The sequence below is a fragment of the Mesorhizobium sp. M0751 genome, from assembly GCF_040320265.1.
In the GTDB taxonomy this organism is placed as follows: Bacteria; Pseudomonadota; Alphaproteobacteria; order Rhizobiales; family Rhizobiaceae; genus Mesorhizobium.
The window spans coordinates 57705-79923 of sequence record NZ_JAMYPH010000021.1; the positions used below are offsets into that span (position 1 = coordinate 57705).

General features: G+C 63.1%; 24 protein-coding genes. 12 read left to right on the forward strand and 12 right to left on the reverse strand.

The window, feature by feature from the left end; translation table 11 throughout:
* Positions 1-98: 98 nt before the first annotated feature.
* Positions 99-899 carry a lytic murein transglycosylase gene (locus NKI19_RS26475; protein ID WP_352491737.1) on the forward strand — a complete coding sequence of 267 codons (801 nt, stop codon included), beginning with the start codon at positions 99-101 and terminating at the stop codon, positions 897-899.
* 123 nt (positions 900-1022) lie between these two features.
* Here NKI19_RS26475 and NKI19_RS26480 read toward each other — a convergent pair whose 3' ends face one another.
* Both NKI19_RS26480 and NKI19_RS26485 read right to left on the reverse strand, forming a co-directional pair.
* Positions 1023-1334 carry a hypothetical protein gene (locus tag NKI19_RS26480; RefSeq protein WP_352491666.1) on the reverse strand — a complete coding sequence of 104 codons (312 nt, stop codon included), beginning with the start codon at positions 1332-1334 and terminating at the stop codon, positions 1023-1025.
* Between the two features lie 166 nt (positions 1335-1500).
* A complete protein-coding gene (locus NKI19_RS26485) occupies positions 1501-2724 on the reverse strand; it encodes an argininosuccinate synthase (protein ID WP_352491665.1) in 1224 nt (407 codons plus the stop codon).
* Positions 2725-2892: 168 nt separating this feature from the next.
* On the opposite strand from NKI19_RS26485, the gene NKI19_RS26490 reads away from it, so the two are divergent.
* Positions 2893-3534 (forward strand): LysE family translocator, encoded by a 642-nt coding sequence (locus tag NKI19_RS26490; RefSeq protein ID WP_352491664.1) that lies wholly within the window; start codon positions 2893-2895, stop codon positions 3532-3534.
* Between the two features lie 46 nt (positions 3535-3580).
* On the opposite strand, the gene NKI19_RS26495 is transcribed toward NKI19_RS26490, so the two are convergent.
* The 3 genes from NKI19_RS26495 to NKI19_RS26505 form a co-directional block, all read right to left on the reverse strand.
* Positions 3581-4033, reverse strand: a complete 453-nt coding sequence (locus NKI19_RS26495) for a hypothetical protein (protein WP_352491663.1) — start codon at positions 4031-4033, stop codon at positions 3581-3583.
* The gene (gene rlmN / locus NKI19_RS26500) at positions 4030-5262 is read right to left on the reverse strand and encodes a dual-specificity RNA methyltransferase RlmN (protein WP_352491662.1); all 1233 of its coding nucleotides are present in this window, start codon (positions 5260-5262) and stop codon (positions 4030-4032) included. The genes NKI19_RS26495 and rlmN overlap by 4 nt, the downstream gene beginning before the upstream one ends.
* Positions 5263-5602: 340 nt before the next feature.
* Positions 5603-6109, reverse strand: coding sequence for an invasion associated locus B family protein (locus NKI19_RS26505; RefSeq protein ID WP_023721899.1), 507 nt, complete (start codon positions 6107-6109; stop codon positions 5603-5605).
* A 363-nt stretch (positions 6110-6472) separates the two neighbouring features.
* On the opposite strand from NKI19_RS26505, the gene NKI19_RS26510 reads away from it, so the two are divergent.
* The gene (locus NKI19_RS26510; protein ID WP_352491661.1) at positions 6473-7081 is read left to right on the forward strand and encodes a methyltransferase family protein; all 609 of its coding nucleotides are present in this window, start codon (positions 6473-6475) and stop codon (positions 7079-7081) included.
* 45 nt (positions 7082-7126) lie between these two features.
* Here the strand turns inward: NKI19_RS26510 and NKI19_RS26515 are convergent, their stop codons facing one another.
* The 4 genes from NKI19_RS26515 to NKI19_RS26530 form a co-directional block, all read right to left on the reverse strand.
* Positions 7127-7489 carry a YkvA family protein gene (locus NKI19_RS26515; RefSeq protein ID WP_352491660.1) on the reverse strand — a complete coding sequence of 121 codons (363 nt, stop codon included), beginning with the start codon at positions 7487-7489 and terminating at the stop codon, positions 7127-7129.
* 92 nt (positions 7490-7581) lie between these two features.
* Positions 7582-7878: a 4a-hydroxytetrahydrobiopterin dehydratase gene (locus NKI19_RS26520; RefSeq protein WP_352491659.1), complete on the reverse strand. Its 297-nt coding sequence runs from the start codon at positions 7876-7878 to the stop codon at positions 7582-7584.
* A gap of 6 nt (positions 7879-7884) precedes the next feature.
* Positions 7885-8481, reverse strand: coding sequence for an RNA 2',3'-cyclic phosphodiesterase (gene thpR / locus NKI19_RS26525; RefSeq protein WP_352566662.1), 597 nt, complete (start codon positions 8479-8481; stop codon positions 7885-7887).
* 137 nt (positions 8482-8618) lie between these two features.
* Positions 8619-9263: an arylesterase gene (locus tag NKI19_RS26530; protein ID WP_352566660.1), complete on the reverse strand. Its 645-nt coding sequence runs from the start codon at positions 9261-9263 to the stop codon at positions 8619-8621.
* Positions 9264-9370: 107 nt separating this feature from the next.
* Here NKI19_RS26530 and NKI19_RS26535 point away from each other — a divergent pair, with 107 nt between their 5' ends.
* From NKI19_RS26535 to NKI19_RS26550, 4 genes are all read left to right on the forward strand, one after another.
* The gene (locus NKI19_RS26535; protein ID WP_352491656.1) at positions 9371-10081 is read left to right on the forward strand and encodes an ABC transporter ATP-binding protein; all 711 of its coding nucleotides are present in this window, start codon (positions 9371-9373) and stop codon (positions 10079-10081) included.
* Positions 10081-12630 (forward strand): ABC transporter permease, encoded by a 2550-nt coding sequence (locus tag NKI19_RS26540; protein WP_352491655.1) that lies wholly within the window; start codon positions 10081-10083, stop codon positions 12628-12630. Before NKI19_RS26535 ends, NKI19_RS26540 begins: the two co-directional genes overlap by 1 nt.
* Before the next feature lie 219 nt (positions 12631-12849).
* Positions 12850-13629, forward strand: coding sequence for a Bax inhibitor-1/YccA family protein (locus NKI19_RS26545; protein WP_352491654.1), 780 nt, complete (start codon positions 12850-12852; stop codon positions 13627-13629).
* Between the two features lie 167 nt (positions 13630-13796).
* Positions 13797-14366, forward strand: a complete 570-nt coding sequence (locus tag NKI19_RS26550; RefSeq protein WP_352491653.1) for a GNAT family N-acetyltransferase — start codon at positions 13797-13799, stop codon at positions 14364-14366.
* Positions 14367-14370: 4 nt separating this feature from the next.
* On the opposite strand, the gene NKI19_RS26555 is transcribed toward NKI19_RS26550, so the two are convergent.
* Both NKI19_RS26555 and NKI19_RS26560 read right to left on the reverse strand, forming a co-directional pair.
* Entirely contained in the window at positions 14371-14757 is a 387-nt protein-coding gene (locus NKI19_RS26555) for a DUF2794 domain-containing protein (RefSeq protein WP_031212724.1), read from the reverse strand.
* Positions 14758-15359: 602 nt separating this feature from the next.
* Positions 15360-16109 (reverse strand): DUF1223 domain-containing protein, encoded by a 750-nt coding sequence (locus tag NKI19_RS26560; protein ID WP_352491652.1) that lies wholly within the window; start codon positions 16107-16109, stop codon positions 15360-15362.
* A 175-nt stretch (positions 16110-16284) separates the two neighbouring features.
* Here NKI19_RS26560 and NKI19_RS26565 point away from each other — a divergent pair, with 175 nt between their 5' ends.
* Complete coding sequence (locus NKI19_RS26565) at positions 16285-16947, forward strand: ceramidase domain-containing protein (RefSeq protein ID WP_352491651.1); 663 nt, start codon at positions 16285-16287, stop codon at positions 16945-16947.
* A gap of 111 nt (positions 16948-17058) precedes the next feature.
* On the opposite strand, the gene acnA is transcribed toward NKI19_RS26565, so the two are convergent.
* Positions 17059-19749 carry an aconitate hydratase AcnA gene (gene acnA, locus NKI19_RS26570; protein ID WP_352567336.1) on the reverse strand — a complete coding sequence of 897 codons (2691 nt, stop codon included), beginning with the start codon at positions 19747-19749 and terminating at the stop codon, positions 17059-17061.
* Between the two features lie 282 nt (positions 19750-20031).
* Between acnA and ccmA the strand changes: the two genes are divergently transcribed.
* From ccmA to NKI19_RS26590, 4 genes are all read left to right on the forward strand, one after another.
* Positions 20032-20640, forward strand: a complete 609-nt coding sequence (gene ccmA / locus NKI19_RS26575; protein ID WP_352567338.1) for a heme ABC exporter ATP-binding protein CcmA — start codon at positions 20032-20034, stop codon at positions 20638-20640.
* 46 nt (positions 20641-20686) lie between these two features.
* Positions 20687-21352 carry a heme exporter protein CcmB gene (gene ccmB, locus NKI19_RS26580; RefSeq protein ID WP_352567340.1) on the forward strand — a complete coding sequence of 222 codons (666 nt, stop codon included), beginning with the start codon at positions 20687-20689 and terminating at the stop codon, positions 21350-21352.
* Positions 21353-21478: 126 nt separating this feature from the next.
* Positions 21479-21646, forward strand: a complete 168-nt coding sequence (gene ccmD / locus NKI19_RS26585; protein ID WP_352567342.1) for a heme exporter protein CcmD — start codon at positions 21479-21481, stop codon at positions 21644-21646.
* Positions 21643-22218, forward strand: coding sequence for a DsbE family thiol:disulfide interchange protein (locus NKI19_RS26590; RefSeq protein ID WP_352567344.1), 576 nt, complete (start codon positions 21643-21645; stop codon positions 22216-22218). The genes ccmD and NKI19_RS26590 overlap by 4 nt, the downstream gene beginning before the upstream one ends.
* Position 22219 lies beyond the last annotated feature (1 nt).

Genomic DNA, 22219 nt, shown 5'->3' on the forward strand with positions numbered 1-22219 from the left:
TATTGAGTGCATCGGCGTGGCGCCGGGGCAGTGACAAGCAGGTGTTTCGCAGGCAAGTTCGCAATTGGGAACGTGATTCAGGCAACCAGGAGAGCAGCATGGCATTTCTTGCCAAGGGGAAGATGTTTGTAGTGGCCACGGTGGTGGCGGTGCTTGCGCTGGCGACGGGCGCGCAGGCGGCGGCCAGCTGTGGCAAGAGCGGCGCCGGCTTCGAGGCGTGGAAACCGGAGTTCGCCGCGGAGGCGAAGGCCGACGGTGTCGGCTCGAAGGGTCTGGCCGCTCTGGCTCGCGCAACCTACGCGACAAAGACGATCTCCGTCGACCGCGCCATCCATAAGGCTTTCAGCGGCTCGGTAGAGGCTTTCATGAAGCGTCGTGGCGCGTCCGCAATCATCGCCAGGGGCCGTGCGCTAAAGAAGGCGAATGCTGCGCTGTTCGACAAGATCGAACAGAATTACGGCGTGTCACCGGGTGTGTTGCTCGCCATCTGGGGCATGGAGACGGGCTTCGGTTCCGCCATGGGCAACCAGAACACGGTCTCTGCCATTTTGACGCTGGCCTATGACTGCCGCCGTCCGGAGTTCTTCTACCCGCATGCCATTGCAGCCCTGAAGCTGGTCGATCGCGGAGCGTTGAGCGCCTCGTCCGTCGGTGCCGCGCATGGCGAGATCGGCCACACGCAGTTCCTGCCCGGAAATGTTTTGACGTATGGCGTAGGCAACAAAAACCTGCGCGACAAGGCCACTGCGTTGGCTTCTACCGCCAACTTCCTCAAGGGTCATGGTTGGCGGCCGGGCGCCAGCGCGCAGGCAAATATCGGCGCAATTGCTGGCTGGAATTCGGCGAGCGTCTATCAACAGGCCATCGCCCGCATGGCCACGGCGATCGATGCCGACTGATAGAAAAATCTAATCGGCAGAAAGCCCGGCCACGCGCCGGGCTTTTTTCGATCTCCAGAGCATTTCGCGGCCAGATTGATCGTTCTCGGAAACAAACCCGTGTGGCAGGCCACGTCCGGTTGGTCACCTGCCCTTGATGACGTTCCAGATGTCGGTGGATTGATTAAGCTGAAGGCTGTTGATGTCGGAGAAGGTGATTCGGCCGCTGACCGCTGCATTGACCAGCCGTCGACAAAAGAGAGCCGGCATGCGTTCCATTGAAACGCCCATGAAAGCAGCGATTTCATGCTTGGCAGAGACGTTTGTTATCGCCATCTTGCTCACGCATCGGTCGAATGCTGCCTCGGGACCCGTCGTCGTCGCAGGATCTTGTCCGGTCTGACAACCGGCCAACGCAGCGATCATCGCTGACAGAACTAAAAAGCCAATTCTCATGTTAATCCCCCAGTGCCCGAAACGACAGTTCGGTAATCCGACCGGGAGGTCAAGCAGAAAAGGCTTGGGCTACCATAACTTTGGCTGTTATAATTAGCTGAAACTACATTAGCATTGTATTTACATATATCCGCGAAACCCAGATCATTTCCGACATTATTTATACTTAGCCTTTACGACTACGCGCCGCCAGCGTGCGCAGCCTGAGCGCGTTGAGGCGGATGAAGCCTTCGGCATCCTTCTGATCGTAGGCGCCGCGGTCGTCCTCGAAGGTGACCAGCGCGTCGGAATAGAGCGTCTTCCTCGACTTGCGGCCGGTGACAATGACGTTGCCCTTGTAGAGCTTCAGCCGCACCGTGCCTTCGACGTCTTCCTGGCTCTTGTCGATCATGGCCTGCAGCATCAGCCGCTCGGGCGCGAACCAGAAGCCGTTGTAGATGAGCTCGGCATAGCGCGGCATGAACTCGTCCTTGAGATGGGCGGCTCCGCGGTCGAGCGTGATCGATTCGATCGCCCGGTGGGCCGATATCAGAATGGTGCCGCCGGGGGTCTCGTAGACGCCGCGCGATTTCATGCCGACGAAACGGTTCTCGACCAGATCTAGCCTGCCAATGCCGTTGTCGCGGCCGAGATCGTTCAGCGTCGCCAGCATCGTTGCCGGCGACAGTTTCTTGCCGTTGAGCGCAACCGGGTCGCCCTTGAGGAATTCGATCTCGATCTCGGTGACCTCATCCGGCGCATCCATCGGCGAGATGGTGCGCTGGTGGACGAATTCTGGCGGCTCGCTCCATGGGTCTTCCAGCACCTTGCCCTCGGAAGACGAATGCAGCAGGTTAGCGTCGACCGAGAAAGGCGCATCGCCCTTCTTGTCCTTCGGCACCGGGATCTGGTGCTGCTCGGCGAAATTGATGAGATCGGTGCGTGACTTGAACGACCAGTCGCGCCAGGGCGCGATGACCTTGATGTCGGGATTGAGTGCATAGGCGGAGAGCTCGAAACGCACCTGGTCGTTGCCCTTGCCGGTGGCGCCATGGGCGATCGCATCGGCGCCGGTCTCCCTGGCGATCTCGACAAGGTGCTTGGAGATCAACGGCCGGGCGATCGAGGTGCCGAGCAGATACGTGCCTTCATAGACAGCGTTGGCGCGGAACATCGGAAAGACGAAATCGGATACGAATTCCTCGCGGACATCGACGATGCGGATATCCTTGATGCCCATCATCTCGGCTTTGCGCCTAGCCGGCTCCAGTTCGCCACCCTGGCCTAGATCGGCGGTGAAGGTGACGACCTCGGCGCCGAGCTCGGTCTGCAGCCATTTCAGGATGATCGAGGTGTCAAGGCCGCCGGAATAGGCGAGCACGACTTTCTTGACGGCTTTTGCTTTCGACATGGTGGGCGGTTCCGCGACAGGGGTTCTTCGCGGGCGAGGTATCACGGCGTTTTAGGCCAGCGCAAGGGACGAACGATGCCTGGACCAGATGCTGCATCTCCCAGAGGCTGGCGAGAATACGGCTCTTGCGGTATGGCTGCGCCGTCTTTTGCCGCACCGAGACGAGCCATGTCCTTCATTCCCGACACCACCACGCTGATCCAGTTCTCCATCGCCACCTTGATCCTGGCGATCACGCCTGGGCCTGATATGACGCTGTTCGTGTCGCGCACGCTGAGCCAGGGCCGCGCCACCGGCTTTGCCTCGATGGCCGGCGCATTGTGCGGCACGCTGATCCACACCACGCTGGTGGTGGTCGGCGTCTCGGCGCTGATCGTCGCCTCGCCGATGGCGTTCTTCGTGCTGAAGATTTTCGGCGCCGGCTATCTGGTCTTCCTGGCCTGGCAGGCGATCACAAAAGGGTCGGCGTTTTCGCCGGAGAAGAAGAGCGGGCCGCAGATCTCGCTGTTCCGCAGCTGGGCGGCGGGGCTCGGGGTCAATCTGCTCAACCCGAAGATCATCCTGTTCTTCATGACCTTCCTGCCGCAATTCGTCTCCGCGCATGATCCCAACGCGCCGGGAAAGCTGTTCTTCCTCGGCGCGATGTTCGTCGTGCTGGCGATCCCGGTGACGGCGCCGATGGTGCTGGCGGCGGAAAAGTTCTCGGCCGCGATGAAATCCAGCCCGCGCGTGACGCGCGTTGTCGACTATCTCTTTGCCGGAGTTTTTTCGGCCTTCGCGCTCAAGATCCTGACGGCCCAGGCGAAATAGGTACTTTCATTTTGCGCATGATCCTTTCCGAACCTTTGGTTCGGGGTCATGCGCTGATCTGGCGCCAGCTTCCGGCCGAGCGCCCGGCGCTCAGCCAGTAGAAAATTCCGCCGATCATGCCGCAGCCGATCACCGCTAGCATGACGCTGGTATTGGTAACCTCGAAATTGGCATCGGCCGTCTGGTGAACGAAGCCAAGGAAGACCGCCGAGACCACAGCACCCGCCAGCGCATAGAACAGCCAGTCACGCCGGCCAAGGATCTCGGAGACTAGGATGGCGATGGCGGCCGGCATAAAGGCAAAATAGGCGACGAACAGCGCGACGAAGGGGATTGAAAACCATAGCGAAGCCTGCGCCGCCGGTTGCGTCTCGTCCGTCATCAGCCCAAGAGACGCCAGGAACATGATGTTAAGGAAGGCGCTTGCCGCCAGCGAAGCAACGCCATAGCCGACAAGGATGACGGCGAAGCGGATGAGATAGGCGACGAGGCGGGTCACGCCTCGCCGTGCCCCGCGATCATCATCGCTTCCAGCGCCAGCCGGTCGACCTTGCGCATGCGCTCGGAGTCCGACTTGAGCTGGCCGCAGGCGGCGAGGATGTCGCGGCCGCGCGGCGTGCGGATCGGCGAGGCATAGCCGGCATTGTTGATGTAGTCGGCGAATTTCTCGATCGTTTCCCAGTCCGAGCACTGGTAGTTGGTGCCTGGCCACGGATTGAACGGGATCAGATTGATCTTGGCCGGAATGCCCTTGAGCAGCTTGACCAGCGCCTTAGCGTCCTCGATGGAATCATTGACGTCCTTCAGCATCACATATTCGAAGGTGATCCGCTTGGCGTTGGACAGGCCGGGATAGGCATGGCAGGCAGCGATCAGCTCGTTCAGCGGATATTTCTTGTTGATCGGCACCAAAAGGTCGCGCAGATCGTCGTTGGTGGCGTGCAGCGAGATCGCCAGCATGACGCCGATCTCCTCGCCGGTGCGGAAGATCTCGGGCACGACGCCCGATGTCGAGAGCGTGATGCGCCTCTTCGACAGGGAAAGCCCGTCGCCGTCGGATGCGATCAGCAGCGCCTTCTTCACCGCCTCGAAATTGTAGAGCGGCTCGCCCATGCCCATCATGACGACGTTGGACACTTTCCGGCCCTCGGCCGGCACGATGGCGCCGTCCGGCGTATCGCGGTCGGGGAAATCGCCGAGCCGATCGCGGGCGGTCAAAAGCTGGGCGAGGATTTCCTCGGCGGTCAGGTTGCGCACCAGCTTCTGCGTGCCGGTGTGGCAGAAGGAGCAGGTCAGGGTGCAGCCGACCTGCGACGAGATGCAGAGGGTGCCGCGGCCTTCTTCGGGAATGTAGACGGTCTCGATCTCGACCGGCCGGCCGGCGCCGCGCGGCGGAAAGCGGAACAGCCATTTGCGCGTGCCGTCGGAGGAAATCTGCTCCTCGACGATCTCGGGCCTGGCAACGGTGAAATGCCTGTCGAGCGCGGCGCGCAGATCCTTGGAAATGTTGAACATGCCGGCAAAATCGGAAACGCCGCGCACATAGATCCAATGCCAGAGCTGCTGGGCGCGCATTTTCGCCTGGCGCTCCGGCACGATGCCGGCAGCGACAAGGGCAGCCCCAAGTTCGGCGCGCGTCAAGCCGATCAGCGAGGGCTTTTCAGGCGCCGTGCGGGTGCGCAACGCGTCACGCGCGCCTTCGGCGGTAAGATCGAATGAAAGGGTCATTGTTGCGCCAATATAAGCGATTTGCGGCCGAATACAGCATCGTGCCCGAAATGAAGCGCGGCGCATAGCACAGGTTAGCGGCGGAGTCATGCCGGGTGCGCAAGCAAGGGCAGGGCTTCAGAAAAGGCTGGCGTTCAATTTTGCGTTGGACACAACCAAATTGGCGACCTCGGCGCTGCCCCTCATCCGGCGGCGACGTCAGCGCCATTCCTGCAACGCCGGCAATCGGCGAAAACTTCTATGCGACGCTCCTTCTCCCCGTCACTATGCCGGGAGAAGTGCCCGGCAGGGCAATGAGGGGAGGCGTCAACGCCTAAAAGGTCGGTCTTCCGGCTCTAGCCTACTTGCACTTGGCGATCGAGGCCAGCGCCGCCGAGATGCCCTTCAGCGAGAAGACGTAGGTGGTGGTGTTGCCGCGGCCGGACTTGGCCGACACCTTCATGTCGGTGCCGGTCTTCATCGCGGCGATCAGCACCGGCTCCTCGGCGGCGTTCTCGACCCAGGCCGACTTGCCGCGCGTGAACATCGAAAAAGACTTCTTGTCGATGGTAACGGTGGCCTTGGAACCTTCCTGGAAGGTGTAGCCGGCGATGAATTGCGGCTCGTAGGACACTTGCTGCCCCGGCCGCTGGCTGACGAAGAAGAACATGTCGCCGTGATCGAGCGTCGGCGGCTGCTTGTCGGTTGGCACCGTCAGGACATAGCAGACCTTGCCGCCGCCCGACGCCTGATAACTGTAGGTGCCCCAGGCATTATGCTGGCCGATCTTGGTTGCCGACTGCGCCAGCGCGGGCGCCGTCAAGGCCACCAGGGCCAGGCTGGAAACTATAGCAATCAATCCGCGCATCGCTTTTCCCGTATTCCACTGGTGCGGCGGCAGGCCGGCCCGGCGTCCTGCCCGTCGCTTCATTTTGATTTAATCTGGGTTACCAAACGGTGAATTTCCCCTGAGAAAAGGATGTTCACGCCAGGAAACCGCCGCCGTCTTCGCGCTGCCGCTCGAAAAAAGCGGCTGGCGCAATGTCCCTGCCGCGACTTGGAGGCCACGAAAACGGCAAGAGTTTGACTTTTCAAGCAGCTAGGTCCTGCAGCGGTTCTCGCTTTTCTGAGGTACGTGACGAATTTCCCTGCAGGCGCTACCATGTCTGCGTTCGCCGCCACGGCACTCGGCCAGGGTGCCCCTCCCTGGCGGCTTACGGGAGATTTGGCCATGGCCATTTCCGAGACAGGGCTGATCCTGGCGGGCGGCACAGTCGTCCTGGCGATCGTGTTCGGCATTCGTGTCGCCGTCCGCGCGGCGGCCAGCGGCGCGGTGCCCCGGTCGGATGGCGGAGAGGTGGCGGGCACGTCGGGCGCGCCCGACGTGGCGGGGGTCATTGCGCTGCCGCCTTTGATCTTCCTCGGCTTCCTGGTGGCGGCAACCGTGCTCGAGGTGCTCGTGCCGCTCCCGGTCATGGCCGGGCAGGCGCTCGCCCGCTATCTGGCCGGCGCCGTGCTCGCGGTGTGCGGCTTCGTGCTCATCTTTATGGCGGCGGGCCGCTTTCAGGCCGCTGGAACCAACATACCACCGACCTTGCCAACGACGGCGCTGGTCGTCGACGGGATCTATCGGCGGACCAGAAACCCGTTCTATCTGGGAACAACCCTCATCTATCTGGGCCTCGGCGTCGCGGCCGGAAGTCTTTGGGCTATCGCGCTCGTCATCCCCCTGCTGGGGGTGATCAATACCGGCGTCATCGCGCCGGAAGAGCGCTATCTCGAGCGGAAGTTCGGAGATGCCTATCGCGCCTACAAGGCGCGGGTGCGGCGGTGGGTTTGACGGCCGGAAAGTCGGTTCTCGCGCGATTTTTTGCGCCGCACCGGCTCAGCTCTTGTCGGCGATGGCCTGCCTGGCGGCGAGCCGATGCGCCGGCGTGATGTGGGCGCTGACGGCGGCAATCGCGGCGGTCAGGACGGCGATGTCGTCGGTGAAGCCTAGCCCAAGGATGAAATCGGGGATGACGTCCGTCGGCAGCACGAAATAGCCGAGCGCAGCCAGCAATGTGCCTTTGGTGCGCAGCGGCGTCTTCTTGTCCATGGCGCAGTAATAGGCGGCGACCACCTCTTCCATGAACGGGATCTGCCGGGCAGCCTTCTTCGCCGTACGCCAGAACTTTTCGCGTACTTCGCTCTCATTGCCCGGCTTGCTGCCGAGGCCGAAGAAATCAAAACCGGATTTTTGCGCCATCAACCTCTCCTTGCGGCCGTAGCGTGACTTCACGCGTGACCGCGAGGCAAAATGTGGTGAAAGCCGAACCTCGCTGCAAGGTGCAGATAGTCTCAGCCGCCGAAATAGCGGTTCATCTTCCTGGCCAGCTCGAAATCCAGTGCCGTCAGGCCGCCGGCGTCGTGCGTGTTGAGGGTCACGTTTACAGTCTTGTAGACGTTCGACCAGTCGGGGTGGTGGTCCATCTTCTCCGCCGCCAGGGCGACGCGGGTCATGAAGGCAAAGGCTTCGGAGAAATTCTTGAAGGTGAAGCTGCGGGTGATCGAGCCGCCATCCTTGGCCAGCGACCAGCCTTCGAGGCCGGTAAGTTCGGCGCGGATCGCTTCTTTTGCTAGTTTCTCCCTGGCCATGTCCGTCTACCGCATAATCCGCGAAGCGTCGGCGGCGCCGACCAAACGGCTGACGACGCGGTTGTCGGCACCTGAAAGCGGCCAGGCCTCCTCGACGACGTAAGGCCCGCCGCCGACCGAGTCGCGCGACGACATCAGCACGAAGCGGCCGACCCGGAACGGCAGCGTCGAAAAATTGCCGCGTGCCGACAGATACTGGGCGACGTCGAGCGGGCTCGAATTGCGCAGGCGGGCCAGCGTCACATGCGGCATGAACTTGCGCGGGTCGGCCGGGATGCCGAGCCGCTGGCAGATGCGCTCGATCTCGGCCTGCAATGCGGAAAGATCGGGCGAAGCGGCGACCCCGGCCCACACCGCATGCGGCTTCTTCTGGCCGAAGGCGCCGACGCCGGACAGCGTCAGCGGGAAGGAGGCGCGGTGAACACGGTCGAGCGCGTTGGCGATTTCGTCGGCGACATGGCCCTCGACATCGCCGATGAAGCGCAGCGTCAGATGATAGTTTTCGACGTCGATCCAGCGGGCTCCGGGCAGGCCGCCCCTGAGCAGGGACAGCGAAAGAGCGGCATCACGCGGTATTTCGAGGGCGGCAAAAAGACGCGGCATGGGAAGCCTCCTGTCCTCGAATCGAACTCTTGCCCCTAGCGAATCATCGATATTCGAACGGGGCAAGCGGTTTGTTGGTCGCAGGGCTGCCTAAAAGCTTCCCCTGCGGAATGTGGTGCGGCGGCGAACCCTCGCCTTCAGGAATTACCCCGCACCGTTGCAATGGCCTTCTCCACACTGGGCAGGATACCCTCGACGATGCGGTCGACGCCTCGGGCACTTGGATGAAGGCCGTCCTCGAGTTGCAGGACGGATTGGCCGGCAACGCCCTCGAGAAAGAAAGGATAGAGCGGCACGCCGTATTTTTCAGCCAATCGCGGAAAGATTGCGTCGAACGCCTTCTGGTAGTCGGCGCCGAGATTGGGCGCCGCGCGCATGCCGGCAAGCAACACCGCGATCTTGCGCTGCTTCAGTTTTGCCAGCATGGCGTCCAGGTTTTTTTCCGCTATTGCGGGCGAAACGCCGCGCAGCATGTCGTTGGCGCCGAGCTCCAGGATGACCAGTTGCGTGCCGTCCGGCACCGACCAGTCGAGCCGTGACAGGCCGCCGCTCGTCGTATCGCCGGAGACGCCGGCATTGGCGACCGTGACATCGTAGCCCTTGGCGCGAAGCGCCGCCTGCAGCTTTTCGGTGAAGCCCTGACCTGGCCCGAGGCCATAACCCGCCATCAAGCTGTCGCCGAAACCGACAATGGTGAAGGGTTCGGCGCGCGCCGACGAAATGGCGCCGCAAATGGCGAGGAAAAGGGCGAAGGCTGCGGCAAAGGTGTGTTTGAAAGCCATGCGGCAGGCCCCATATGACGAGGAACATCTGTTGGCGAAGGCAGGTTTTCGTCTTTGTCGAGCATCGGATGCTCTAGCCTTCATCCCCCATATAGGACGATTTGATTTTGGAAGAAGCCGTCATTTCGCTGAAAGACGTATCGCTGACGCTCGGCGAAGGTGCCTCCTCGGTTCATGTGCTGAAGGGCGTCAGCCTCGATGTGGCGGGCGGCGAAGTGATGGGCATCGTTGGGCCTTCAGGTTCGGGAAAGTCGACATTGCTGATGGTTTTGGCTGGGCTTGAAAGGGTCGATTCGGGCACGGTACGAGTCGCCGGCGAGCTGCTCAACGGCAAAAGCGAAGACCAGATCGCATCGTTTCGGGGACGAAACATCGGTATCGTGTTCCAGTCTTTCCACCTCATCCCGAATATGACGGCGCTGGAAAACGTCGCCGTCCCGCTGGAGCTTGCCGGCCATGCCGATCCGTTCGGCGTGGCGGCGCGCGAGCTGGCGGCGGTCGGTCTCAGCGATCGCGTCACCCATTACCCCGGCGAATTGTCTGGCGGCGAGCAGCAGCGCGTGGCGATCGCCCGGGCGCTGGCGCCGGCGCCGCGCATCCTGATCGCCGATGAGCCGACCGGCAATCTCGACCAGGCGACGGGGCGGCACGTCGCCGACCTGCTGTTTGCCAAGGCGGCCGAACGCGGCATGACGCTGGTGCTGGTCACACATGACCCGGTACTCGCGGCGCGCTGCTCGCGCCAGGTGTCGATGCGGTCGGGGCTGATCGAGGACGCGCCTGAGCCGGCCACCAGGGCCGGCAAGGTGACCGCCTGATGCCGCTGTCGCAAACGCTGAGGCTCGCCTTTCGGTTTTCGCTGCGAGAAATGCGTGGCGGGCTGTCCGGCTTCCTGATCTTCCTTGCCTGCATCGCGCTCGGCGTCGCGGCAATCGGCGGCGTCAATTCGGTGGCGCAAGCGATTTCCGCCGGTGTTGCCGACCAGGGCCAGACGCTGCTCGGCGGCGATCTCCGCTTCCAGCTCAACCAGCGCGATCTTACCAGAGCCGAACGCAGCTTCCTCGACCGGCTTGGCACGGTTTCGCACAGTGCCAACATGCGCTCGATGGCGAGGCTCGAGGACGGCTCCGACCAGGCGCTGGTCGAGGCCAAGGCGGTCGACGGCGCCTATCCGCTCTATGGCGCGCTGGAGACCGAGCCGGTGCTGTCGCGAGAGGATCTGTTCGGCGAAAAATCCGGCGTCTTCGGCGCCGCCGCCCCGGATCTCTTGTTCGAGCGGCTGAACCTTGGCATCGGTGACCGGCTGAAGGTCGGCAGCGCGACATTCGAGCTGCGCGCCAGGCTGGTCAACGAGCCGGATGCGGTGTCGGATGGCTTCGGTTTTGCGCCGCGGCTGATGATGTCGACCGACGGGCTTGCCGCTTCCGGCCTGATCCAGCCGGGCAGCCTGGTCGAGAACGCCTATAAGGTCCGCCTGCCAGGCGGCACCACTGAGGCACAGATCAAGGCGATCCAGGAGCAGGCGGCAAACCAGTTCCCGCAGGCCGGCTGGTCGATCCGCACGCGCGGCAACGCAGCGCCGGCGCTGTCGTCGAATATCGAGCGGTTTTCGCAATTCCTTACGCTGGTTGGGCTGACGGCGCTGGTGGTCGGCGGCGTCGGCGTGGCCAATGCGGTGCGGGCCTATCTCGACGGCAAGCGCGGCGTCATCGCCACCTTCAAGAGCCTGGGGGCTTCGGGAGGGTTCGTCTTTGCCGTCTACCTGGTGCAGATCCTGATGATCGCCGCCCTCGGCATCACGCTGGGCCTTGTGCTTGGCGCGCTGATGCCGTTCGCGGCCAGCGCGGCACTGCAGTCGGTCATTCCGGTACCGGCGGAAGGCGGGTTCTACCCCGGCGCGCTCGGCATGGCGGCGCTGTTCGGACTGCTGGTGACGCTGGCTTTCGCCTTGCTGCCGCTCGGCCGTGCCCGCGACGTGCCGGCAACGGCGCTGTTTCGCGAAATGGGTTTCGAGGGCCGCGGTTTTCCCCGCCCGCTCTATATCGCCGCGGCAATGGCCATCGCGTTGCTGCTCGCGGTGCTGGCGATCCTGTTTTCCGGCGACCGCCATATTGCCTCGATCTTCGTCGGCGCCACGATCTTTTCGTTCCTGGTGCTGCGTGTCGTCGGCACGCTGGTGCAGTGGGCGGCGAAGAAAAGCCCGCGCGTGCGCTCGACCGCGCTCAGGCTCGCCATCGGCAACATCCATCGGCCTGGCGCCTTGACGCCGTCCGTGGTGCTGTCGCTTGGCCTCGGGCTGACGCTCCTGGTCACCTTGGCGCTGATCGACGGCAATCTGAGGCGGCAGATCTCCGGCAGCCTGCCGGAAAGGGCACCGAACTTCTTCTTCGTCGATATCCAGAGCGGCGACGTCGATGCCTTCTCCGCGCTGGTCGGCAAAGAGGCGCCGCAGGGCAGGCTGATCAAGGTGCCGATGCTGCGCGGCCGGGTAATGGCGCTCAACGGCGTCGATGTCGACAAGGTCAAGGTTCCGGCCGAAGGCGCCTGGGTACTGCGCGGCGATCGGGGCCTGACCTATGACGCAAAGCTGCCGGAGAATGCGACGCTGACCGAGGGCAGCTGGTGGCCGGAGAACTATGCCGGCGCGCCGCTGGTCTCGTTTTCCGCCGAGGAAGGCAAAGAGATCGGGCTGAAGCTCGGCGACACCATCACCGTCAACGTGCTCGGCCGTAACATCACGGCGAAGATCGCCAATTTCCGCCAAGTCGAATGGGAAACCATGGGCATCAATTTCGTCATGGTGTTCTCGCCCAACACATTCGCCGGTGCGCCGCATGGCTGGTTGGCGACGCTGACCGAGACGAATGCATCGGCGGCCGACGATGCGCATCTTCTCAATGCCGTCACGCGTGCCTTTCCCGCGGTGACGACGGTCAGGGTCAAGGACGCGCTCGACATCGTCAACCGGCTGGTGGCGCAGCTCGGCACAGCAATCAGGGCAGCAGCGGGCGTGGCGTTGATCGCCTCGGTGCTGGTGCTGGCCGGGGCGCTCGCCGCGAGCAACCGGGCCCGCATCCACGACGCGGTGGTGCTGAAGACCCTGGGTGCGACCAGGAAAACTCTGATCGCGGCGTTTTCACTGGAATACATGCTGATCGGCCTTGCCACTGCGATGTTCGCGCTGGCAGCGGGCGGTGTGGCGGCGTGGTTCGTCGTCACGCGCATCATGACGCTGCCATCCCACTTCATGCCCGAGGTGGCGGTGGCGACCATCGGCTTTTCACTGGTGGTCACGGTCGGTATCGGCCTTGCCGGCACGTGGCGGGTGCTGGGCCATAAGGCGGCGCCGGTGCTGCGGAATCTTTGAACCAGAGCCGGTTTTGATTAAATCTCGTTAATGTTCCGGGCGGGAAGGCCAATAAAACCGTATCTCCGGCACTTCACGGAGCATTACGCTTGGTTACGGTCTTGTCCTTTACGCCAAGAACCATCATATTTCGGCGCAGGCATGCTGGAGCCCCGCCAGCGGCGCCTGGGTTCAAAAGGACCTGACACCGGACGGGGCAGAAGCAATATGAGGATTTCCATGGCTGATCCCGTTCGCAATTATCAGACGCGCGCCGTGCCCGGCGCCGGCGTCGATGCTGCCATCGACCAGGGCCTGCGCGCCTACATGATCAAGGTCTACAATCTGATGGGGCTTGGCCTCCTCATCACCGGCCTTGCCGCGGTCGGCACAATCATGCTGGCCACCACCAGCGATCCCGCCTCGGCGGTCGCGACGTTGCCAAGCGGCGAGATGCTGACCTCGTTCGGCTACGCGATCTTCGGCTCGCCGCTGAAATGGCTGGTGATCTTTGCCCCGCTGGCAGCGGTGATGTTCCTATCGTTCCGCGTCCAGTCGATGACCGTTTCGGCCGCGCAGACGACGTTCTGGGTCTACGCCGGCCTCGTCGGCCTGTCGCTGTCGTCGATCTTCCTGGTCTACACCACCGCCAGTATCTCGCAGACCTTCTTCGCCACCGCCGCCGCCTTTGGCGGGCTGTCGCTCTACGGCTACACGACCAAGCGCGACCTTTCCGCGTTCGGTTCGTTCCTGGTCATGGGCCTGGTCGGCCTGATCATCGCGATGGTGATCAACATCTTCCTGCAGTCGTCGGCGCTTTCCTTCGCCGTTTCGGCGATCGGCGTGCTGATCTTCGCAGGCCTCACCGCTTACGACACGCAGAACATCAAGGAGATGTACTTCGAGGGCGACGAGACTGATGTCGCCGGCCGCAAGGCGATTATGGGCGCATTGAGGCTCTATCTCGATTTCATCAACCTGTTCATGTTCCTGCTGCAGTTCATGGGCGACCGTCGCTAATACGGCGTTCTTTGCCGACCATGGTCTTTTCCGAGAACCGGTTTCGACTTTTCGGGATCATGGTCTGACTGGACCAGCGAGTTTGGAAAGGGCGGCCCAACAGCCGCCCTTTTCTTTTGTGCCGGCTTTTGCTTTGATATAAGGCAGATGAACGACTTGCATAAAATATGAGCAGCATCACGTTACGGGCCGCGACGTCGGCCGATCTCGACCGGATCACGGAAATCTATGCCGACGCGGTGACGAATGGCACGGCGAGCTATGAACTCGAGCCACCAAGCCGCGCCGAGATGGGCGCGCGATTCGACAACCTGATGGCGGGCGGCTTTCCCTATCTCGTTGCGGAAAAGGCCGGCGGCGTGCTCGGCTATGCCTATGCCGGAGCGTTCCGGCCACGCCCGGCCTACCGCTTCGTCGTTGAGGATTCCGTCTATGTCGCGCCCGCGGCCAAAGGGCAAGGCGTCGGGCTGCTCCTGATGCAAGGGCTGATCGAGGCGGCCAAGGCGGCGGGCTTTCGCCAGATCATCGCGGTGATCGGCGACGGCAGGCCCGACAGCGCCTCGGTACGGTTGCACGAGAAGCTCGGCTTCCGTCATTCCGGCCGCCTCGAAGGCTCCGGCTACAAGCATGGGCGTTGGCTCGACACGGTGTTCATGCAGCTGCCGATCAATGGCGGGGCGTCGATCCCGCCCGATCCGCAATCGCTGCCCGAGCGGAAGTTCCGCCAGCAAAAATAAAGGGTTACGCCTCGACCAGCTTCAGCGTTCGGTCGAACACGCCAAGCACCCGGCCGAGCTCCTGGCCGCGCTTGAGGATGCGCCCGCCGGCGGCGATGACGGCGAACGCGCCTTGCCGACGCGCCAGCTTCGGATCCTTGACGATCTGGAAAAGCGGCACTTCGCTGGTGCGGCGGAAGACGGAAAAAACGGCGCGGTCGGCGAGATGGTCGATGGCATAGTCGCGCCACTCATTGGCGGCAACCATACGGCCGTAAAGCCTGAGGATCTGGTCCAGTTCGCGGCGGTCGAACCGCACCGGCTGGTCGAGGCGTTCGCGTCTTGCCTCATGCAGCGGGATCAATATTGCGGATGCGTCCCCATCCTCCGTCCCGCTGCTGCGATCAGTCATGCCTGGATCCTCGCAATGAATCGTACGCCGACCAAAGTTGGCGCTTTCGTTGCCGAATTGCAAGGCCCGGCCGGGCAAGGCCAGCACCGCGCGGTTTCTCCAGCGTCCAGTCACGTTTGCGAAACGCCTGTTGGAATTGGTGATGCTTCGCCACAATCCTGCCTTTTTTTATCCGTGCTCATGCCCCAATGTCCGACGAATTTACCAGTGTTGCCTGAGACGGTTCGGTCCGGCACCGGCTCGTAAACCCCAAGCCCCCCGCCCACGGGTCTGCGTCGGATCGAACCAACCTCGGTTTTTCCTTGGAAAGATCGGGTGCGACGATCCCAAAACCTAAATGACCGGCGTCAGAAGCAAGCTGACGCCGGTTTTTTATTGGCCGGCCGCCGCGGCGGTGCGATCCATCCAGATAGGCTGTCGTCGGAGGCTTGAGAGCGGTTATCCCTTCTCCCCTTGTTGTGGGAGAAGGTGGATCGGCGCGAAGCGCCGAGACGGTTGAGGGGTGTTGGACGGAGTGAGGCGTTGGCGTTCCCTCGAACACCCCTCATCCGTCGCCTTCGGCGACACCTTCTCCCACAAAGGGAGAAGGGAGAGCGCTCTGTCTAAGGCTTGCGGATAAAGGCTGCACCCAGGATCGGACCGGGCATGCCGTCCTTGCCGACCGACTGCAGCAGCACGGCGCAGCCGCCCTTCTTGGCGATCTCGCTCATTGGCAGTTCGTAGCGCTGCGCCTTGCCGTGCCACATGCCGGCGGTCTGGATGCTGGAGACGGCGTTCCAGTAGGTCATGCTGCGGCCGCTGTTTTCACCCTTGCCGATCTTTATCGTCTGTGGCGGGTTGAAATAGACGATGACGACATGCGCGTCGGCGGGGCCGGCCACGGCGTCGCCGGCATCGATCATGACGCGATCGCTGGTCCGGCTGACCTTGATGCCGACCCGCATGCCTTCGCCGACCCTCTCCATGCGGGCCAGCGCGCCGTCGACTTCCTTGCGGCTGGCGCCGTTGACATGGCTGCGGCCGTTTATGACGGCTTGCGGGGTGTAGACGGAACGACTGCCGAAGGCGCGCATATACTCGTATTGCCGCTCGGTATTTTCCTTGCGGCTCAGCGTGTCCTGCCAGCCGAGGTAATCCCAATAATCGACATGATAGGCGAGCGCGACGATGTCCTCCTTGGCGGCAAGCTCGGCGAAGAATTCGTCGGCTGGCGGACAGGAGTTGCATCCCTGGCTGGTGAAGAGCTCGACGACGCCTAATGGCTTGTCGGTTGGCTCGGCAAGGGCCCTGCCGGCAAACGCCGAGAGGGCCAGCGCAAGGGCCGCAAGCCGCAATGGTCTTCGAGATGGCATGGCCGTTCCGATCCCGCCGGTGACGCCGGCTTTGTTCTGGTTGTCGAAATATGTGGCAGAAGCGGCAGTCAACGGGAAGTCACGTTGCGGTGAAATTTTGCCGTTGCAAGCGCTGGCAAGGGCGCAATAGGTGGACTTGCACTTCACGATGGAATCGATTCGGGCGGCAATCAGCATGTGGCAATCTCTCCTGGCGCCGGTCGACCTCTATTGCGAACGGACGGGGCCGGAATTCTGGGCCGAACCGCTCAATGCGCTGAGCAATCTGGCTTTCTTTGCCGCCGGGCTATGGGGTGTCTGGCAGGTGCGCAAGCGCGGCACCGGCACCTTCGCCGAAGTGCTGGCCTGGTGGGTGGTGGCGATCGGCGTCGGCTCGTCGCTGTTCCACACCTTTGCCACAAGGGCAATGATCCTGGCCGACGTGCTGCCCATTGCAGGGTTCACGCTGGCCTACACGCTGTTCAACCTGAGACGTTTTCTCTGCATGAAATGGGGCAAGGCGATCGTCATCTTCGTCGCCTTCTATGCCGCCGCCGGGGTGCTTACCTTCGCCGTGCCCGACTGGCTGCGCCAGGCGTCGAACGGGACGACCGGCTATCTGCCGCCTTTTCTGGCGCTCGCCTTCTTCGGCGCCTGGGTGGCGGCCAGCGGCAATCGCGCCGGCTGGTACAATCTGGCGGGTTCGGCGATCTTCGTCGTGTCGGTCATCTGCAGGATGATCGATCCGCTGGTCTGCGGCGGCTTTCCGCTCGGCACGCATTTCCTGTGGCACATATTGAACGGACTGATGCTCGGCGTGCTGCTGGCGGCGACAGCGCGGTTTGGAAAGCCAAAGTAGGGCAGTAGGGCAGTAGGGCAGTAGGGCAGTAGGGCAGTAGGGCAGTAGGGCAGTAGGGCAGTAGGTGTTCTCTTCCCTACTCCCTTACTGCCCTACTCCCTTACTCCCCTACTAAGCTGCCAAATCGCGCAGCACGTATTGCAGGATGCCGCCATTCTTGAAGTAATCGAGCTCGTCCAGCGTATCGATGCGGCAGATGATCGGAACTTCTTTGACGCTGCCGTCGCCATAGGTGATCCTGGCGATCATCTTCTGCCGCGGCTTGATGTTGCTCAATCCGTCGATCTCGACCAGTTCGTCGCCCTTGAGGTTGAGCGAGGCCCATGAGGTGCCTTCCTCGAAGACGAAGGGGATCACGCCCATGCCGACAAGGTTGGAGCGGTGGATGCGCTCGAAGGACTGGGCGATGACCGCGCGGACACCGAGCAGATTCGTACCTTTGGCCGCCCAGTCGCGTGACGAGCCGTTGCCATATTCGACGCCGGCGAAGATGACCAGCGGCACGCCTTCCTTCTTGTAGCGCATCGCGGCGTCGTAGATCGATTCCTCTTCTTTCGAGGGGTAATGGATGGTGTAGCCGCCCTCGCGGCCGTTCTCGCCCAGCATATGGTTGCGGATGCGGATATTGGCGAAGGTGCCACGCATCATCACCTCGTGGTTGCCGCGGCGCGTGCCGTACTGGTTGAAATCGGCGACGCCGACGCCGTGGTCGGTGAGGTACTTGCCGGCCGGCGAGGCCGCCTTGATCGAACCGGCCGGCGAAATGTGGTCGGTGGTGATCTTGTCGCCGAACAAGCCGAGCACACGCGCGCCCTTGATATCGCCGATCTTGCCGAAGCCTGACTTCATGCCGGCGAAATAGGGTGGGTTCTGCACATAGGTCGAATTGTCGTCCCAGGCATAGGTCTGACCTTCCGGCGCCTTGACGTTCTGCCAGTACTCGTCGCCCTTGAAGACGTCGGCATATTTGCGGGCGAACAATTCGCGCGTGACGTTCTTTTCGATAAATTCCTGGATCTCGGCCGAACTCGGCCAGATGTCCTTGAGATAGACCGGATTGCCGTTGCGATCCTCGCCGAGCGGCTCGGTGGTCAGATCCTTGGTCACGGTCCCGGCCAGCGCGTGGGCGACGACCAGCGGCGGCGAGGCGAGATAGTTCGCCTGCACGTCGGGCGAGACGCGGCCTTCGAAATTGCGGTTGCCGGACAAGACTGCCGCAGCAATCAAGCCCTTATCGTTGATGGTCCTGGAGATCGGCGCCGGCAACGGGCCGGAATTGCCGATGCAGGTGGTGCAGCCGAAGCCGACCAGGTTGAAGCCGATCTGGTCGAGCTCCTTCTGCAGGCCGGACTTCTCGAGATATTCGGCGACGACCTGGCTGCCCGGCGCCAATGAGGTCTTGACCCACGGCTTCTGCTTGAGGCCGAGCCGGTTGGCGTTACGCGCCAACAGCCCGGCGCCGATCAGCACGCTCGGGTTCGAGGTGTTGGTGCAGGAGGTGATTGCGGCGATGACGACATCGCCATGGCCAAGATCGTAATCCGTGCCCTCGACGGCATAGCGCTTGTCGATTTCGGCGGCCTTCCTGTATTCGGTCTCCATGGCCTTGGCGAAGCCGGCCGGAATGTCTTCAAGCGCGACCCGGCCTTCCGGCCGCTTCGGGCCGGCCATCGACGGCACGACACTGCCGAGATCGAGCTCGAGCAGGTCGGTGAAGACCGGATCGGCCGAGCCGCTATCGCGCCACAAGCCTTGCGCCTTCGAATAAGCCTCGACCAGGGCGATGCGGCTTTCGTCGCGACCGGACATTGTGAGGTAACGGATGGTTTCGCTGTCGACCGGGAAAAAGCCGCAGGTGGCGCCATATTCCGGTGCCATGTTGCCGATGGTGGCGCGGTCGGCCAGCGTCATGTTGGACAGGCCCGGCCCGAAGAATTCGACGAATTTGCCGACGACGCCCTTCTTGCGCAGCATCTGCGTGACGGTGAGCACCAGGTCGGTGGCGGTGACGCCTTCCCTCAGCCTGCCGGTGAGGCGAAAGCCGATGACTTCCGGCAGCAGCATGGAGACCGGCTGGCCGAGCATCGCGGCCTCGGCCTCGATGCCGCCGACGCCCCAGCCGAGCACGCCAAGACCGTTGATCATGGTGGTGTGCGAATCGGTGCCGACGCAGGTGTCGGGATAGGCGGTGGTTTCGCCGTCTTCGCTGTTGGTCCACACCACCTGGCCGAGATATTCGAGGTTGACCTGATGGCAGATGCCGGTGCCGGGCGGCACGACGCGGAAATTGCGGAACGCCTGCTGGCCCCATTTCAGGAATTTGTAGCGTTCCTCGTTGCGCTCGTACTCAAGCTCGACATTGCGGGCGAAAGCCAGCGGCGTGCCGAATTCATCGACGATGACCGAGTGGTCGATGACCAGATCGACAGGCACCAGCGGATTGATCTTTTGCGGATCGCCGCCGAGCGAGGCCATGGCGTCGCGCATGGCGGCAAGGTCGACCACGGCCGGAACGCCGGTGAAATCCTGCATCAGCACGCGAGCCGGGCGATAGGCGATCTCGACGCCGGCAGTGCCCCGGTCGGTCAGCCAGCCGGCGACCGCCTGGATGCTCTCCTTGGTGACGGAACGGCCGTCCTCGTTGCGCAGCAGGTTCTCCAGCAGCACCTTCATCGAATAGGGCAATTGGGCAATGCCGGTGAGGCCGTTCTTTTCGGCCTCGACAAGGTCATAGTAGATGTACTCGGTGCCGCCGGCGGTCAGCGTGCGGCGGCAATTGAAGCTGTCGAGTGATTTGGACACGTGCGATCCCTAACTGTCGGTTGCCGGGAGGGAACGGACGCCAGTGGGCATGCAAGTCACGCGCAAAGGTGCGGGTACGGCCATTTCCGCTATCCGTTCCCAAGCGTCCGGGCCGTTCAAGGCGGCACGCGCGCTGGTTCGGCGCAAATTCGGTTCCCGTGCCGACCGCTGGCACGGATGATGCGGATATAGAGAATTTTCTGGAATAGTTCTAGACACGGAATTGCCATTTTTGCTGCGGCGCACCGAAGCCGCACCTGAACTTTCGGCGAAGGGGAACGGATGCGGCTGATCGCCGAAAATCTGGGCGGCGAACGCGGCGGCGAGACGGTATTTTCCGGCATCGAATTCGCGCTGGGGGCTGGTCAGGCGCTGGTCGTTTCCGGGCCGAACGGCGCCGGCAAATCGACGCTGCTCAGGATCATCGCCGGGCTGTTGCCGGTGGCGGCAGGCCGTGTGCGGTTCGAAGGTGGTGGCGAGGACTTTCCGTCGGCCGCCTCGGCCTGTCACTATCTCGGCCACCTCAACGCGATGAAGACGGCGCTGAGCGTTATGGAAAACCTGTGCTTCTGGCGCGATTTTTCGGGCGCCGGTTCCGCGGGTGTTGAAGAGGCGCTGGAGACCGTCGGGCTGGGCGGCATCGGCCATCTGCCGTTCGGCTATCTCTCGACCGGCCAGCGCCGGCGTGCGGCGATTGCAAAACTGCTGGTCAGCCACCGGCCATTGTGGCTGCTGGACGAGCCGACTGCAGGGCTGGACAAGGCTTCGGAGGAGAGATTCAGCGAATTGATGGGGAAGCACCTCGAGAGTGGGGGGATCGTGGTTGCGGCGACGCATCTGCCGCTGGGGATCGAGGGGGCGAGGGAGCTTGTGATGGGGATGGTTGGGTGATGCCGGCAGCACAGAGGGGGGTGCCTGGGCGAAGGCATCTCACATCATGCTAGCCCTCTTCCTCCGCGACATCCGCCTGAGTATCCGCGCCGGCGGCGGGGCGCTTACCGGCGTGATTTTCTTTCTCGCCGTCATCGCGACCATCCCCTTCGGCGTCGGTCCCGACCTGAGGCTGCTGGCCCGCATCGGGCCAGCGATTCTCTGGATATCAGCCTTGCTGGCCTGCCTGCTCGGCCTCGACCGGCTGTTCCAGGCCGACCGCGAAGACGGCTCGCTCGATCTTCTGGTGCTTGGCAACGACCGGCACCTGCTGGCCCTGACCGTGCTGATGAAATGCCTGGCGCATTGGGCGGGAAGCGTGCTGCCGCTGGTCATCGCCGCTCCCCTGCTCGGCCTGTTCATGAACATGGAGCCGGCCGGCATCGGCGCCACGGCGCTGACGCTTCTGGTCGGCACGCCGGCGATCACCTTCATCGGTGCTGCCGGTGCCGCGGTGGCGGTGGCGCTGCCGCGCGGCGGGCTGCTGATCTCTGTGCTGGTGCTGCCGCTGACCATTCCCGTGCTGATCTTCGGCGTATCTGCAAGCTATGGCGCGGTGGCGGATCCCGATCCTTTTCTGCAGCCCTTCCTCATTCTCGCCGCGCTGACCTTTTTTCTTGCGGTGCTCGGGCCGGTGGCAGCGGCGCTGGCGCTTCGGCACGGAACGGACTGATGTGTTGGCTTCAGCTCATGCCTGCGGCGCGGCGAACAATTGCGGAGCCGGTGGCGCGGCGTTAAGAGAAGACATGTCGGAACAAGGCGAGACGGACCGGTTGGAAAGCGCCGCGGAGCGAAAAGCATGAGCGTACACGCGCTTTATGTCACCGCCGCCTATGCGATCACGGCCGTGGTGCTGGGCGGGCTGATCGGCTGGATTCTGCTCGACCAGCGCGGCCGCAAGCGAGAGCTCGCCGAGCTGGAGGCGTCTGGCGTGCGCCGGCGCTCCGATAAGGCAGCAAAATCATGAGCACGGAAACGCAAACACCGGCGCGCCGCCGCCTGATCGTGCTGCTGCCGCTGCTGGTCTTTCTCGGGCTGGCGGGATTGTTCCTGGCTCAGCTTTTGTCCGGGCGCGACGTTTCGGAAGTGCCGTCGGCGCTGATCGGCCTGCCGGCGCCGCAGACCAACCTGCCGGCGCTCGAGGGCACCAATTTACCGGGCCTCGATTCAAGACAGTTCGCCGGCAAGGTGACGCTGGTCAACGTCTTCGCGTCCTGGTGCGCGCCGTGCCGCGAAGAGCATCCGGTGCTGCTGGCGCTGTCGCAGGACAGACGCTTCGTCATGGCGGCGCTGAACTACAAGGACCAGCCGGAAAACGCCCGTCGGTTCCTTGGCGATCTCGGCAATCCATTCCAGGCGATCGGCGTCGACCAGGCCGGACGCACGGCGATCGACTGGGGTGTCTACGGCGTGCCGGAGACCTTCGTCATCGGCAAGGATGGCAAGATCGCCTACAAGCACGTAGGGCCGCTGACGCCGGACTCGGCGCGGACGCTGCTGTTGCCGGAGATCGAGAAGGCGCTGACGGCACCGGGCTGAG

Bases quoted from the DNA above. Each gene is read 5' to 3' on its own strand.
- NKI19_RS26505 (WP_023721899.1), bottom strand. From the start codon at position 6,109: ATGCGCGGATTGATTGCTATAGTTTCCAGCCTGGCCCTGGTGGCCTTG.
- NKI19_RS26565 (WP_352491651.1), top strand. From the start codon at position 16,285: ATGTGGCAATCTCTCCTGGCGCCGGTCGACCTCTATTGCGAACGGACG.
- ccmB (WP_352567340.1), top strand. From the start codon at position 20,687: ATGCTAGCCCTCTTCCTCCGCGACATCCGCCTGAGTATCCGCGCCGGC.
- NKI19_RS26520 (WP_352491659.1), bottom strand. From the start codon at position 7,878: ATGGCCAGGGAGAAACTAGCAAAAGAAGCGATCCGCGCCGAACTTACC.
- NKI19_RS26560 (WP_352491652.1), bottom strand. From the start codon at position 16,109: ATGCCATCTCGAAGACCATTGCGGCTTGCGGCCCTTGCGCTGGCCCTC.
- NKI19_RS26475 (WP_352491737.1), top strand. From the start codon at position 99: ATGGCATTTCTTGCCAAGGGGAAGATGTTTGTAGTGGCCACGGTGGTG.
- thpR (WP_352566662.1), bottom strand. From the start codon at position 8,481: ATGCCGCGTCTTTTTGCCGCCCTCGAAATACCGCGTGATGCCGCTCTT.
- rlmN (WP_352491662.1), bottom strand. From the start codon at position 5,262: ATGACCCTTTCATTCGATCTTACCGCCGAAGGCGCGCGTGACGCGTTG.
- NKI19_RS26555 (WP_031212724.1), bottom strand. From the start codon at position 14,757: ATGACTGATCGCAGCAGCGGGACGGAGGATGGGGACGCATCCGCAATA.
- NKI19_RS26590 (WP_352567344.1), top strand. From the start codon at position 21,643: ATGAGCACGGAAACGCAAACACCGGCGCGCCGCCGCCTGATCGTGCTG.
- NKI19_RS26515 (WP_352491660.1), bottom strand. From the start codon at position 7,489: ATGGCGCAAAAATCCGGTTTTGATTTCTTCGGCCTCGGCAGCAAGCCG.
- NKI19_RS26490 (WP_352491664.1), top strand. From the start codon at position 2,893: ATGTCCTTCATTCCCGACACCACCACGCTGATCCAGTTCTCCATCGCC.
- ccmD (WP_352567342.1), top strand. From the start codon at position 21,479: ATGAGCGTACACGCGCTTTATGTCACCGCCGCCTATGCGATCACGGCC.
- ccmA (WP_352567338.1), top strand. From the start codon at position 20,032: ATGCGGCTGATCGCCGAAAATCTGGGCGGCGAACGCGGCGGCGAGACG.
- NKI19_RS26480 (WP_352491666.1), bottom strand. From the start codon at position 1,334: ATGAGAATTGGCTTTTTAGTTCTGTCAGCGATGATCGCTGCGTTGGCC.
- NKI19_RS26510 (WP_352491661.1), top strand. From the start codon at position 6,473: ATGGCCATTTCCGAGACAGGGCTGATCCTGGCGGGCGGCACAGTCGTC.
- NKI19_RS26485 (WP_352491665.1), bottom strand. From the start codon at position 2,724: ATGTCGAAAGCAAAAGCCGTCAAGAAAGTCGTGCTCGCCTATTCCGGC.
- NKI19_RS26550 (WP_352491653.1), top strand. From the start codon at position 13,797: ATGAGCAGCATCACGTTACGGGCCGCGACGTCGGCCGATCTCGACCGG.
- NKI19_RS26540 (WP_352491655.1), top strand. From the start codon at position 10,081: ATGCCGCTGTCGCAAACGCTGAGGCTCGCCTTTCGGTTTTCGCTGCGA.
- NKI19_RS26545 (WP_352491654.1), top strand. From the start codon at position 12,850: ATGGCTGATCCCGTTCGCAATTATCAGACGCGCGCCGTGCCCGGCGCC.
- NKI19_RS26530 (WP_352566660.1), bottom strand. From the start codon at position 9,263: ATGGCTTTCAAACACACCTTTGCCGCAGCCTTCGCCCTTTTCCTCGCC.